This window comes from Pseudomonas sp. GR 6-02, from assembly GCF_001655615.1.
Taxonomy (GTDB): domain Bacteria; phylum Pseudomonadota; class Gammaproteobacteria; order Pseudomonadales; family Pseudomonadaceae; genus Aquipseudomonas.
Map to the genome: position 1 here is coordinate 2,900,502 of NZ_CP011567.1, position 13,347 is coordinate 2,913,848.

8 protein-coding genes are annotated in these 13,347 nt (G+C 59.9%); 7 read left to right on the plus strand and 1 reads right to left on the minus strand.

Annotated features, from left to right (window positions below; all coding sequences use genetic code 11):
* Positions 1 to 134: 134 nt before the first annotated feature.
* Complete coding sequence (locus PGR6_RS12875; protein WP_064617503.1) at positions 135 to 1,700, plus strand: carbohydrate porin; 1,566 nt, start codon at positions 135 to 137, stop codon at positions 1,698 to 1,700.
* Positions 1,701 to 1,820: 120 nt separating this feature from the next.
* On the opposite strand, the gene PGR6_RS12880 is transcribed toward PGR6_RS12875, so the two are convergent.
* Positions 1,821 to 3,707 carry a sigma-54-dependent Fis family transcriptional regulator gene (locus tag PGR6_RS12880; protein WP_064617505.1) on the minus strand — a complete coding sequence of 629 codons (1,887 nt, stop codon included), beginning with the start codon at positions 3,705 to 3,707 and terminating at the stop codon, positions 1,821 to 1,823.
* 346 nt (positions 3,708 to 4,053) lie between these two features.
* Between PGR6_RS12880 and PGR6_RS12885 the strand changes: the two genes are divergently transcribed.
* The 6 genes from PGR6_RS12885 (at position 4,054) to mgtA (ending at position 13,293) form a co-directional block, all read left to right on the plus strand.
* Positions 4,054 to 5,112 carry an ATP-NAD kinase family protein gene (locus PGR6_RS12885; RefSeq protein ID WP_064617507.1) on the plus strand — a complete coding sequence of 353 codons (1,059 nt, stop codon included), beginning with the start codon at positions 4,054 to 4,056 and terminating at the stop codon, positions 5,110 to 5,112.
* Between the two features lie 33 nt (positions 5,113 to 5,145).
* Positions 5,146 to 6,123, plus strand: coding sequence for a thiamine pyrophosphate-dependent dehydrogenase E1 component subunit alpha (locus PGR6_RS12890; RefSeq protein ID WP_018928914.1), 978 nt, complete (start codon positions 5,146 to 5,148; stop codon positions 6,121 to 6,123).
* 33 nt (positions 6,124 to 6,156) lie between these two features.
* Positions 6,157 to 7,176: an alpha-ketoacid dehydrogenase subunit beta gene (locus tag PGR6_RS12895; RefSeq protein ID WP_018928915.1), complete on the plus strand. Its 1,020-nt coding sequence runs from the start codon at positions 6,157 to 6,159 to the stop codon at positions 7,174 to 7,176.
* Positions 7,173 to 8,285: an acetoin dehydrogenase dihydrolipoyllysine-residue acetyltransferase subunit gene (locus PGR6_RS12900; protein ID WP_064617509.1), complete on the plus strand. Its 1,113-nt coding sequence runs from the start codon at positions 7,173 to 7,175 to the stop codon at positions 8,283 to 8,285. Before PGR6_RS12895 ends, PGR6_RS12900 begins: the two co-directional genes overlap by 4 nt.
* 94 nt (positions 8,286 to 8,379) lie before the next feature.
* Positions 8,380 to 9,465, plus strand: a complete 1,086-nt coding sequence (locus tag PGR6_RS12905; RefSeq protein WP_237229641.1) for a 2,3-butanediol dehydrogenase — start codon at positions 8,380 to 8,382, stop codon at positions 9,463 to 9,465.
* A 237-nt stretch (positions 9,466 to 9,702) separates the two neighbouring features.
* Positions 9,703 to 13,293, plus strand: coding sequence for a magnesium-translocating P-type ATPase (mgtA, locus tag PGR6_RS12910; protein ID WP_064617513.1), 3,591 nt, complete (start codon positions 9,703 to 9,705; stop codon positions 13,291 to 13,293).
* Positions 13,294 to 13,347: the final 54 nt, after the last annotated feature.

Consider the following 13,347-nt stretch of genomic DNA (forward strand, 5'->3'; position numbering starts at 1 on the left):
AACGTTAACATCGCCAAATGTAGCAGCGTATTTGCGATGAGGCATCCTTTTTTTCGTAGATTTTGACAATTAACAATTCACGAAAAAAAGGCCGGTCGCAGGACAAAAAATAAAAACAAAACAGGAAATCCCCCATGCAGAAAGCATCAAGCTGGCTACTCGCAGGCGTACTCGGCACCTCGGCGGCCACCGCTCAGGCCGCGACTCTGGAAGAACGCATGGCCGCGTTTGAAGCCCGCGCCAGCGCCGCGGAAAAACGTGCAGCCGCCGCCGAACAGCAAACCCAGGCGCTCGCCAGGGAATTGCAGCAGCTCAAACAGTCCACTCCCGCCTTGCAGCCTGTTGCGTCCACTGCGACCGCCACTGCGGCGCCCACTTTGGATACGCGGTTGGCAAAACTCGAAGCCCGTCAGCAAAGCCTGGAGAAGGAGGGCAGTACCGGACACCTCACCGACGGGTTCAGCTTCAAGGGCTACGCCCGCTCCGGATTGCTGATCAACGATGGCCTGGGGGGCGGGCGGGGCGGTCCTTATACAACGCCTGCCGGTTCAGTCGGTGGTGCAGTCGGGCGACTGGGTAATGAAGACGATACTTACATGCGTATAGACCTGTCGAAAGAAGCCTATGCGCAGAACGGCACCCATTCCAAATTCACGGTTTCCATCGCCGATGGAGTGGAAAGCTCCAATGACTGGACGGCCGCCGAAAGTAACCTGAATGTGCGCCAGGTATTTACGGAACTCGATCATCTCGCCGCATTCAAGGGCAATTCGACGTTCGAGAACGCCACCCTGTGGGCAGGCAAGCGATTCGACAGGGACAACTTCGATATCCATTGGCTGGACTCGGACGTCGTCTTTCTGGCCGGCACCGGGGGTGGTATCTACGACGTGCAGATGAACAAGAACTGGCGCTCGAATTACTCGTTGATCGGGCGTAACTACGGGGATTTCAGTGAGGGCGGTGTCAATGCCGATGTGGAAAGCTACATCCTCACCTCCAACCAGTTCTTCGATAATGGTCAGTGGCAGTGGATGTTCAATGGCATTGGCTCAAAGAAAAACGACTTTAGCACTCGCACCAATGAAGCGGGCCTGAAGCCTGCGGACTCCGGCTTGCACAGCATGATCGCGAATCATCAGAAAAACTTTTTCGGCAGGGAAGGCTTCTTCAAGACGGCGCTGCTCTACGGGCAAGGGTTGGGGGCCGAGGTCAAGAACATTGGCTCGGACGGCGAACTGATCGACGACGCCCGTGCGCTGCGCATTGCGCTGTACGGCGAGACACCGATTGCACCCCACTGGCGCATCGGTCCAAGTCTGCTGGCCGAACAAAGCAAGGATCGCTACGTCAAGGGTGACGACTACCGCTGGATGACCCTGAACATGCGGTTGGCCAATGAAATCAACAGCAATTTCGAGATGGCCTACGAAATGAGCTGGCAAACCATGAACCTCGACCCCAAGGGTTACCTGCAACGTAATGCGGTGGACGGCAACTTCTGGAAATTCACCATCGCCCCGACCTTCAAACCCGACGTTGGAGACCTGCTCACACGCCCCGAGTTGCGAGTGTTCGCCAGCTTCATGAACTGGTCTTCGGACCTGGACCGATACAGCTCCACAGACAACTTCGGCAAGACCGACTTCAACGCCGGCGGTGTGTGGCAGTACGGGATACAGATGGAAACCTGGTTTTAATAGCCGGGGCTTGCTCCCACATTTATTCGATGCCGTTCACCAATACTGTGATCGATGCAAGTCCATTGTGCTGTCCGGTGGCCAACGCTCATTGAGCGGGGCCGCCGGATGAACTCGTGGTTAGCCCCTGCCAGGCATGTCGATGCCATGTTGATGCACCCGTCGATACAGCGTTGCCCGGGAGATGCCCAAAGCCTTGGCCGCGGGGGTGGGTTTCCAGCGATGACGCACGAGGGCATCGATGAGTGCCTCGCGTTCAGGACTGACGCAGCGTTCCAGGGTGTCAGCTGAAGCCGAATCATTGAGTCGACGGCCGGGCAGATGCTCAGGCAAGTCACTCAACAGAATCAATTGGGACTCGCACACGGCGCAGGCGTAACGCAATACGTGCCGCAGTTCGCGCACATTTCCCGGCCAGCGATAGCCGAGCAGGCATTCCAGTGCGGCGCTTCCCAGTTGCATCGCCATTGCGCAGGCCGATGATTCTTCTTCGAGTATCCGGTTGATCAATGCCAGTCGATCACTGCGTTCGCGCAACGGCGGCAATTGGAATCGCGCACCACTGAGGCGGAAGTACAGGTCCTCGCGAAACTCGCCAGAGGCGACCAGGGCCTCCAGATCGCGGTGGCTCGCGCAGACCACCTGAATGTCTATCGCCTTGCTTCTTGACGCTCCCAGGGGCGCCACTTCGCCCTCGGCTAAAACCCGCAGTAGCCGGGTTTGCAGGGTCAGGGGCATATCACCGATTTCATCGAGAAACAGGGTGCCGCCATCGGCCTGTTCCAGCAGGCCTTGCATACCTTTATTCGAAGCCCCGGTGAAGGCGCCGGCTGCATAACCAAACAGCTCGCTTTCGATCAGGTTTTCGGGAATCGCTGCGCAGTTCACCGCAATAAAAGGTCGATCACGGCGCAGACTGGCCTGGTGCAGCTGGCGGGCGAAGACTTCCTTGCCGGAACCGGTTTCGCCGTGGATCAGCACCGGCAGATTACGGTCTTTGACCCGAACCGCAAGGCGCAAACTTTCTTCCAGTCGCGGGTCGAGTTCGGCGGGTGACAGTACCCGCCGAGCCGGGCTGCGTTTCACTTGCCGTGGCGCGCTGAGTCGCCCATGCAAGACATGGCGGCCACCCCGGCAGTGAAACAGGCAGAGTGATTCGTCTTTGGCGCGATGCAATAACTGCTGATCGAACACTTGGCCGATGTGGTCCGGCAGTTGACCAAAACTTTGCGACAGCCACTGCCGCGCCGCGGGGTTGAGTGCCTGCAGTTGGCCGTCGTCGTCCCAGGCGAGCAGGTAATCGGGCTGGCTGTCGACGTAGCCCGGGCTGTTGTGGGCCCGCAGCACCCAGTAACCCTGGGCACTGTTCATGAAAAACGCCTGTTCTATTTCCCGTGCGCTCTGCACCACCATTTGCCGGATCAGATGCTGCGAACGACGGTCGTCCGGCGAACGCACCGCAGACACATCGAGCACCCCGAGCAGTTCCCCCCGAGGGTCGAAGACCGGAGCGGCGGAGCAGGTGAGTCCGATAAAAGCCGCGCGGAAGTGATCCCGCTTGTGCACCGTAACCGGTGTTCGTGCGGTCAGCACCGCAGCCACCCCGCAGGTGCCTTCCTCACCTTCTGACCAGCAGGTGCCCAGGTACAGGCCTGCTTTGCGGCAATCATTACGGATGGAGGTTTCCACGCGATAGTCGATGGTCTGGCCCTGGGCGTCGGTGAGCAACACGCAGTAGTCGGCATCGCGCACACGACCATGGAGCCGGGCGACTTCTTCGCTGGCGATGCGCAGGAACAGTTCGGAGCGTTCTCGACACTCTTGCAGCACGTTCTGGGACAGGATCCGCGGCCCTTGTAATGAGCCAGGGTCCAAGTGGTGTTGCTCCATGGAGCGGCGCCATGAATCCAGGATCAAGTCCGGCACGGGCAGTTGCGGCAGGTGCGCTGCGTTCTTCAAAACACGGCTGACGCAATCCACATGCGCCTTCGAGTGTGCGGAAAGCATTAGGGCCTCCGGTTCGATCTTCTTTTAGTTGTGCGGGCTATTAAGCGCCGTTCACGGACGGTCGACAAGCATCGGTTCACCCCACTGCGAAGCTGAGACGCGACGTCTCAAGGTCTGACCTCTAACCCGTGCAGGCTGACATGGGACGTCTCAAACGAGCGGGATCCCATCACTTGGAAATGTAGTCAAAACCGCTCTGGAACGGGCTTTTCGGCGATCTTTTGCGATTCTGGCACCGGCCTTGCTCTAACCCTGGCAACCAGCACGACTGGCAACCCGATAATAACAAGAGGTGCCCTATGTCCTCCTGCCGAGGCTTTTACTTTGCCGTACCCGTGGTGGCGACATGAGTCGCTTGCCCCTGACCGTCGGCATCATTGCCAATCCGGCGTCCGGCCGGGACGTAAGGCGCCTGACGGCGAATGCCGGGCTGTTTTCCAGCACCGACAAGGTCTCGGTGATCCAACGGCTGCTGGCGGCTTTTGGCGCCACCGGTGTCGAGCGCGTGCTGATGCCCACCGACATGACCGGCATCGCGGCGGCGGTGAAGAAGAACAGTCATGGCCGCCAGGCGCGTGACAGCCACTGGCCAACTCTGGAGTTCCTGGAACTGACCTTGCGCCAGAGCGTGGCGGACACTCGCCAGGCCGCGCGCTGGATGGCTGAACGCGGCGTGTCGCTGATTGCCGTGCTCGGCGGTGACGGCACCCACAAAGCGGTGGCTGCCGAAGTCGGCGACATTCCGCTGCTGACCCTGTCGACGGGGACCAACAATGCCTTCCCGGAACTGCGTGAGGCCACCAGCGCCGGGCTGGCCGGCGGGCTATTCGCCAGCGGCCGGATCCCACCCGAAATTGCCTTGCGTCGCAATAAACGCCTGCTGGTGCGGATTCCGAGCCGCGACCTGTGCGAAGTGGCGCTGGTAGACGTGGCAGTGTCCCCGCTGCCCTTCATCGGCGCCCGTGCAATCAGCCGTGGGATCGATCTGGCGGAGGTGTTCGTCACCTTCGCGGAACCTCAGTCCATTGGCATATCGGCCCTCTGCGGCTTGTGGTTTCCGGTCTCGCGCCAAGCCCCCAACGGTGCCTGGATGCGCCTTGATCCGCAATCGTCCGAAGCCTTGCTGGTGCCCCTGGCGCCCGGCCTGTTGCAAGGCTGCGGCGTACTCGCGGCCGCCAGCCTTGAACCCGGTGTTGCCCATCGCCTGTGCCTGAGCAGCGGCACCCTGGCCCTGGATGGCGAACGGGAAATCGAATTCAACGCCGATGACTTGCCCACCGTCACCCTCGATGCCGGCGGTCCGTTGAGCATCGATGTCAATGCGGCGCTGGTCTATGCCGCGCAAGAGCGGCTGCTGGCCATCGGTCGTGAACACCCGCAACACCCTTTGAACCTTGCACTTTGAAACTTGAGCCTCAAGACACCCTGGAGAATAAAAATGTCGACACAGCTGACTGCTGATCAATTGCTGCATGCCTATCGGGTGATGCGCACCATCCGCGTCTTTGAAGAGCGCCTGCATGTGGAGTTCGCCACCGGCGAGATTCCCGGTTTCGTCCATCTTTATGCCGGTGAAGAGGCCTCGGCCGCCGGTGTCATGGCTCACCTGAGGGATGACGACTGTATCGCCTCCAACCACCGTGGCCACGGTCATTGCATCGCCAAGGGCGTTGATGTGCACGGGATGATGGCCGAAATCTACGGTAAGAAAACCGGAGTCTGTCAGGGCAAGGGCGGCTCCATGCACATCGCCGATTTCGAGAAAGGCATGCTCGGTGCCAATGGCATCGTCGGTGCCGGTGCACCGCTGGTGGTAGGGGCGGCCCTGGCCGCCAGGCTCAAGGGGACCGACGGCGTCGCCGTGGCCTTCTTCGGCGACGGCGGTTCCAACGAAGGGGCCGTGTTCGAAGCGATGAATATGGCCTCGGTGTGGAACCTGCCGTGCCTGTTCATTGCCGAGAACAACGGTTACGCCGAGGCCACGGCGTCCAACTGGTCGGTGGCCTGCGATCACATCGCCGACCGCGCAGCCGGTTTCGGCATGCCTGGGGTCACCGTCGACGGCTTCGATTTTTTCGCCGTTCACGAAGCCGCCGGTGCCGCGGTGGCGCGCGCCCGAGCCGGTGAAGGACCGTCGTTGATCGAGGTCAAGCTGACCCGCTACTACGGTCACTTTGAAGGCGACGCCCAGACCTATCGGGCACCGGACGAGGTCAAGTATTTCCGCGAACACAATGACTGCCTGATGCAGTTTCGCGAGCGCACCACTCGGACCGGTTTGATCGATGCCAGCCAGTTGGACCAGATCGATGGCGAAGTGGACCTGTTGATCGAAAATGCCGTGCGCAAGGCCAAGTCCGACCCCAAGCCAAGCGCCGCCGACCTGCTCACCGACGTCTACGTTTCCTATCCCTGAACGCCCCCTATAACAAGAATCGAGACCTTTATCATGGCGAGAAAAATCAGTTATCAGCAGGCAATCAACGAAGCCCTGGCCCAGGAAATGCGTCGCGACCCCAGCGTGTTCATCATGGGGGAAGACGTCGCCGGCGGTGCCGGTGCTCCTGGTGAAAATGACGCCTGGGGCGGGGTATTGGGCGTGACCAAGGGCCTCTACCACCAATTTCCCGGCCGCGTGCTGGACACGCCGCTGTCGGAATTGGGTTATGTCGGTGCCGCGGTAGGCGCAGCGACCTGCGGCGTGCGCCCGGTGTGTGAGTTGATGTTCGTCGACTTCGCCGGTTGCTGCCTGGACCAGATCCTCAATCAGGCGGCCAAGTTTCGCTACATGTTCGGGGGCAAGGCTTCCACCCCGTTGGTGATTCGCACCATGGTCGGCGCGGGCCTGCGGGCCGCCGCCCAACACTCGCAAATGCTCACGTCGCTGTGGACCCACATCCCCGGCCTGAAAGTTGTCTGCCCGTCATCCCCTTATGACGCCAAGGGCCTGTTGATCCAGGCCATCCGCGACAACGATCCGGTCATCTTCTGCGAACACAAACTGCTCTACAGCATGCAGGGCGAGGTGCCGGAAGAGCTCTATACCATCCCGTTCGGCGAGGCCAACTTCCTGCGCGACGGCAAGGACGTGACCCTGGTTTCCTATGGGCGCACGGTCAATACGGCGATGGATGCAGCCCGCAGCCTGGCAGGGCGGGGGATTGACTGCGAGGTCATCGACCTGCGCACCACCAGCCCGCTGGACGAAGACAGCATTCTGGAAAGCGTGGAAAAGACCGGGCGCCTGGTGGTGATCGACGAAGCCAACCCGCGCTGTTCCATGGCCACCGACATCTCGGCCCTGGTGGCGCAAAAAGCGTTCGCCTCGCTCAAGGCGCCCATCGAGATGGTCACCGCGCCGCACACACCGGTGCCGTTCTCCGACTCTCTGGAAGACCTCTATATCCCCGACGCGGCGAAGATCGAAAACGCCGTGCTCAAGCTGATCGAGTGGAGCAAGCGTTCATGAGCCAGATCCATACCCTGACCATGCCCAAGTGGGGCTTGTCCATGACCGAAGGCCGGGTCGATGTCTGGCTCAAGGAGGAGGGCCAGGCGATCGCCAAGGGCGATGAAGTGCTCGACGTAGAAACCGACAAAATTTCCAGCAGTGTCGAAGCGCCGTTTTCCGGTGTGCTGCGCCGGCAGATCGCGCGCCAGGATGAAACCCTCGCGGTTGGTGCGTTGCTCGGCATCGTGGTCGACGGCGAAGCCAGCGAGGCCGAGATCGATGCGGTGATCGAGCAGTTCCAGGCCGCGTTCGTGCCAGGTGACGGTGCCGAGGAAGACAGTGGGCCGAAGCCGCAGAAGGTCGAACTGGACGGGCGACTGATCCGTTACTTCGAGCGCGGCGAAGGCGGGGTGCCGTTGGTGCTGGTGCACGGGTTCGGCGGTGACCTGAATAACTGGATGTTCAATCATGAAGCATTGGCCGCCGGGCGCCGGGTGATAGCTCTGGATCTGCCGGGCCATGGCGAGTCGGGCAAACAGTTGGAACACGGAGATCTGGATGAGTTGAGCAGGGTGCTGCTGGCTCTGCTCGATCATCTGGATGTTCCCGTGGCGCATCTGGTGGGGCATTCCATGGGCGGGGCGGTGTCGCTGAACACGGCGCGCCTGGCTCCCCAGCGGGTGCGTTCCCTGAGCTTGATCGGCAGCGCCGGCCTGGGCGCGGAAATCAACGGCGATTACCTGCAAGGTTTTGTCGAGGCAGCCAGCCGCAATGCCCTCAAACCACAATTGGTGCAACTGTTCTCCGACCCCGAACTGGTCAATCGGCAGATGCTCGAAGACATGCTCAAGTACAAGCGCCTCGAAGGGGTGGATGCGGCCCTGCGCCTGCTGGTTGCGGGGCTGTTCAAAGAAGGCCGGCAACAACTCGATCTGCGTGGCGTGGTGCAAGAAAACCGGCAACCGGTGTTGCTGATCTGGGGCAGTGACGACGCGATCATTCCTGCGACCCACAGCGCTGGCCTGGCTGCTCAGGTCGAAATCCTGCCGGGTCAGGCGCACATGGTGCAGATGGAAGCGGCCGAGCAGGTCAATCGGCTGATTCTGGACTTTGTCCAACAACACTGATGCCTCCCTTGGCGGCCGGCCATTTGCCGGGCGCCAAGGCCAACGATTTCAAGGAGATTCCAACATGAGCCTTCCAATTGATCCGACCCGCAGCATGCGTGCCGCTGTCTGGCATGGTCGTCACGATATCCGCGTCGAAGATGTGCCGTTGCCCGTCTCGCCACCGGCGGGCTGGGTGCAGATTCGCGTGCAATGGTGCGGTATTTGCGGCTCCGACTTGCATGAGTACGTGGCCGGGCCAGTGTTCATTCCGGTGGATGCGCCGCACCCGCTGACCGGCATCAAGGGGCAGTGCATTCTCGGTCATGAGTTCTGTGGCGAGATCGTCGAAATCGGCGCCGGGGTCCAGGGGTTCAGTGTGGGCGAACCGGTGGCAGCCGATGCCTGTCAGCACTGTGGCACTTGTTATTACTGCACCCATGGGCTGTACAACATTTGCGAGAACCTGGCGTTCACCGGGCGGATGAACAATGGCGCGTTCGCCGAGTTGGTCAACGTACCGGCCAACCTGCTTTACAAGTTGCCGGCCAACTTTCCCGCCGAAGCCGGGGCGTTGATCGAACCGCTGGCAGTGGGCATGCACGCGGTGAAAAAGGCCGGGAGTTTGCTGGGGAAAAATGTGGTGGTGGTTGGCGCGGGAACCATCGGCCTGTGCACCATCATGTGCGCCAAGGCGGCTGGCGCGGCCCAGGTCATTGCTCTGGAAATGTCGGGAGCGCGCAAGGCCAAGGCCCTGGAGGTGGGGGCGAGCCAGGTGCTGGACCCCAATGAGTGTGACGCGTTGGCTGAGGTGCGGCGGCTGACCGGCGGGCTGGGGGCGGATGTCAGTTTCGAATGCATCGGCAACAAACACACGGCCAAGCTCGCCATCGACCTCATCCGCAAGGCCGGCACGTGTGTATTGGTGGGCATCTTCGAGGAGCCCAGCGAGTTCAATTTCTTCGAGCTGGTCGCCACCGAAAAACAGGTGCTGGGTGCACTCGCCTATAACGGGGAGTTCGCAGACGTGATCGCCTTTATCGCCGACGGTCGGCTGGACATCACGCCGCTGATAACCGGGCGTATTCAGCTGGAACAGATTGTCGGGCAGGGCTTTGAGCAATTGGTTAACAACAAGGAACACAACGTGAAAATCATCGTGTCACCCGCTCGAATCCGAGGCACCTTACAGCGCGATTGACGCGGGCCCGGCCTGTATAAAAACACTTCTGCGAACCCTTGCTTTGATTTCCGTGGATATCATTGCAAGGATCGCTTCAGGCCAACGCTGCTTCTTGCGAGCAGCTGCACAATGTTCCCAGCGATACAGAGAACTCGGACTGAGTCCGTTCGGGCCAGTGTGATTGACATGGATCAAACAACTTCATAAACACCGGCCCAGAATCAAGCGATCTGCTGGATTGCTCAGGGGCATGGCATGTCTGTTAAAGCACCCATTCCAGATTGCACCAATGCGCCTACGCTCGAGGAGGCGCAGCATTACCGTCGCTCTACGCTCTGGATCACCTGGCTGCTGGGCGCCGCGATGCTCGCGACGGTTATTGGCGTCGCGCTGCGGCTGACCGATGTCGAATCCCTGGCGCAGCTGTTGGCTCAAGCAGAACCCATATGGCTCGTCGGTGCACTCGGTCTTCAAGCCTTGACCTATATGGCGCAGGGACAGATTTTTCGTGTGGTGCTCAAAGCCGGGGCGCAGAACCTTTCACTGTGGGAGGCGGGCAAACTCAGCCTGATGAAGCTGTTCGTCGATCAAGCCTTGCCGTCTTCCGGAATCAGTGGGGCATTCGCGGTCGTCGCGTCCTTCGTGCGCATGGGATTCGCAAAACCGGTGGTTCTGGCGTGCCTGGTGTTGGATTTGTCCGGGTACTTCCTGGCCTATGTGCTCTCGGTGGGCGTGGCATTGCCAGTGGTGATATTTCAAGGGCATGCGACGGCTGCGATCACGACCACATGCCTGGTGTTTGTTGCAGTAAGCCTGGCGTTGGCGGTATTGACGCCAAGACTGGCGGGCAACTCCCATCTGGCGACCCATGTGCCGGGACAACGTTTCTCCATGATCAACAAAGGAATTTTGTTGCTCACCGGGGCAGACAAGCAGTTGATACGCAACCGCGCCTTGCTCTGGCGCATTACCTTACTGGAGTTGGTGATCATCCTGCTGGACAGCGCAACGTTGTGGGTATTGGTACGTGCATTGGGCGTATCGGCACCACCGTTGGGTCTATTTGCCGGATTCATGCTGGCCAGCGTGTTACGCAGTATCGGCATTGTTCCGGGTGGTCTCGGCGCTTTCGAAGCGGCGGCTGTCGTGACGTTGCACTGGATCGGCGTGAACATTGCGGTGGCGCTTTCCGCCACCCTGCTGTTTCGCGGCCTGACCTTCTGGTTGCCAATGTTGCCGGGTCTTTGGCTGGCCCATCGCGAATGGCATGCCACCCCTAAAGCAACAGCGCTTTACACGAACGCTGATTATTGGAGCCCGCCGATCAGTCAGTTGTTCAGCACATTGCACAGCGCCGAAACGGGGCTGAGCAGTGTGCAGGCCAAAGCACGAATGCGCAGTGCCCGGGTTCAGGCCAAGGGCCGGCCACAGGGTTTGGCAAAATTGGTGATCGAGCAAATGCGTACACCACTGGTGCTGATTCTGATTGCCGGCGCGCTGGTGGCGCTGGTGGTGGGAGATTGGCTGGACGCCGCGATCGTCTGGTGCATCGTGTTGATCAGCGCGGTACTCAGCGCCTGGTATGAAAATCGTGCAAGCACGGCGGTGGAACAACTGCGTAGCAAGATTGCCTTGCAGGCAACGGTACGTCGGGAGGGCAAGACCCTCGATGTTGCCGCGGATCAAGTTGTGCCGGGTGACATTTTGCTGCTCAGCGCCGGTAGCCTGATCGCCGCTGACGGCCGCGTCCTACAGGCCCTCAATTGCTTTATCAGTGAAAGCCTGTTGACCGGGGAAACCTTTCCGGTGGAGAAGCTGCCAGGTGATTGTGCGCCCGACGCGACTTTGGGACAGCGCCATAATTGTGTGTTCATGGGCACTTCGGTTCGCAGCGGTACTGCCGAGGTGCTCGTGACGCGCTATGCCGAAGAAAGTGAAATCGGCCACATCGCCAAGACCTTGTCGCTACGACCACCCGAAACGGAATTCGAGCGTGGCTTGCGTCATTTCGGTGGCTTGCTGCTGCGGGTGATGCTGGTGATTACAATCGTGGTCTTCGGCATCAACATTCTGCTGCATCGTCCGACCCTCGACACACTCTTGTTCGCCATTGCCTTGTCCATCGGGCTATCGCCAGAACTGCTGCCGGCGATCCTCAGTATCACACTGGCCAAAGGTGCCCAACGCATGGCTGCCAAAGGAGTCATTGTGCGTCACCTCAATGCCATCGAAAACCTGGGCGCAATGGACATCCTGTGTACCGACAAGACCGGTACGCTGACCCGGGGTGTCGTGGTGCTGGACGGTGCCATGGATGTTGACGGGGTCGCCAACCCGCACGTCTTGCAGCTGGCCGTGTTCAATTCAAGTCTGCAAACCGGTATGCGCAACGCTATGGACGATGCCATCACCCTGGCAGGCAAAGACAAGGTTTCGTGCGCCGATGTCATCAAACGCGATGAAGTCCCTTATGACTTCATCCGCAAGCGCCTCAGCGTGGTAGTGGCCAATGCACCCGAGGTCGGCACGCTGATGATCACCAAGGGGGCGCTGGACAATGTGCTCCAGGTTTGCACTCACCTGCAACGAGGTGAACGGGTATCAGCGCTGAATGACAGTGAACTTGCGGCGATCGCTCAGCGTTTCGCCGACTGGAGTGAGCAGGGCTTTCGAGTCTTGGGCCTGGCCAGCCGCACGTTGCCGGATCAGCCGCACTATGGTCGGGACGACGAAAAAGAAATGACGTTTCGCGGCTTTCTGTTGTTTTTCGATCCTCCGGAGCCTGGGGTCAGAAACATCATAGCCACGCTCGACAAGCTCGGCGTGCAAGTGAAGATCATTAGTGGCGACAGCCATCTGGTCGCCCGCCATGTCGCCGCGGCGGTAGGCCTGCCAGTGGCGCGAATCATTACCGGCTCTGAACTGTCGCAGATGAAAGACGAAGCGCTGATGCATCTGGCTCCGCTGACGACACTGTTCGCCGAGGTCGATCCCAATCAGAAGGAACGCATCATCCGAGCCCTGCAGAAGACCGGACATGCCGTGGGATACATGGGCGATGGCATTAATGATGCGCCGGCGCTGCAGGTTGCCGATATCGGGATCTCCGTGGACAACGCCAGCGATGTGGCCAAGCAGGCCGCCGACTTCGTGCTGCTGGAGCACAATCTGGATGTACTGCGCGAGGGCATCGAAGAGGGCCGGCATACCTTTGCCAACACCCTCAAGTACATCTCCATCGTTTCCAGCGCCAACTTTGGCAATATGATCAGCATGGCACTTGCTTCTTTGGCGTTGCCATTCCTGCCGTTGTTGGCCAAACAAATCTTGCTCAACAACTTCCTGTCCGACATCCCAGCCATGGGGATTGCCAACGACAACGTGGATCGCGAGTGGGAAAAGACACCTCACCGCTGGAACATCACCGAGATCCGTAACTTCATGGTGGTATTCGGGCTGGTGAGCTCGTTCTTCGACATGCTGACGTTCATTGCCCTGTACCTGCTGGCGGAGATGGTGCCCGAGGTATTTCGCAGTGGCTGGTTCATCGAATCGCTGCTGACCCAACTGCTGACAATATTTATTGTGCGGACCTACAAGCCGTTTTATCGAAGCCGCCCGGCGAAACTGCTGATGATCAGTGCGCTGGGCATTGGCCTGCTGGCAATCGGGTTACCTTACAGTCCGGCAGCATCCTGGTTCGGGTTGGTGCCTCTGCCGTTCCACATTCTGGGGATGGTGTTGACGATCAGCCTGTTGTACATGGTGTCAGCCGAATGCGTGAAGCACGTTTTCTATCGTCATCAACGATTGCAGCGTCATCGGTTATCCCATCGTCATGCGTGACCTGAACATTCCTGCCAAATTCGGGGCAGGTAATGTTCAGGCAACGTGTGGCCC

Bases quoted from the DNA above. Each gene is read 5' to 3' on its own strand.
- PGR6_RS12885 (WP_064617507.1), top strand. From the start codon at position 4,054: ATGAGTCGCTTGCCCCTGACCGTCGGCATCATTGCCAATCCGGCGTCC.
- PGR6_RS12880 (WP_064617505.1), bottom strand. From the start codon at position 3,707: ATGCTTTCCGCACACTCGAAGGCGCATGTGGATTGCGTCAGCCGTGTT.
- PGR6_RS12895 (WP_018928915.1), top strand. From the start codon at position 6,157: ATGGCGAGAAAAATCAGTTATCAGCAGGCAATCAACGAAGCCCTGGCC.
- PGR6_RS12875 (WP_064617503.1), top strand. From the start codon at position 135: ATGCAGAAAGCATCAAGCTGGCTACTCGCAGGCGTACTCGGCACCTCG.
- PGR6_RS12905 (WP_237229641.1), top strand. From the start codon at position 8,380: ATGCGTGCCGCTGTCTGGCATGGTCGTCACGATATCCGCGTCGAAGAT.
- mgtA (WP_064617513.1), top strand. From the start codon at position 9,703: ATGTCTGTTAAAGCACCCATTCCAGATTGCACCAATGCGCCTACGCTC.
- PGR6_RS12900 (WP_064617509.1), top strand. From the start codon at position 7,173: ATGAGCCAGATCCATACCCTGACCATGCCCAAGTGGGGCTTGTCCATG.
- PGR6_RS12890 (WP_018928914.1), top strand. From the start codon at position 5,146: ATGTCGACACAGCTGACTGCTGATCAATTGCTGCATGCCTATCGGGTG.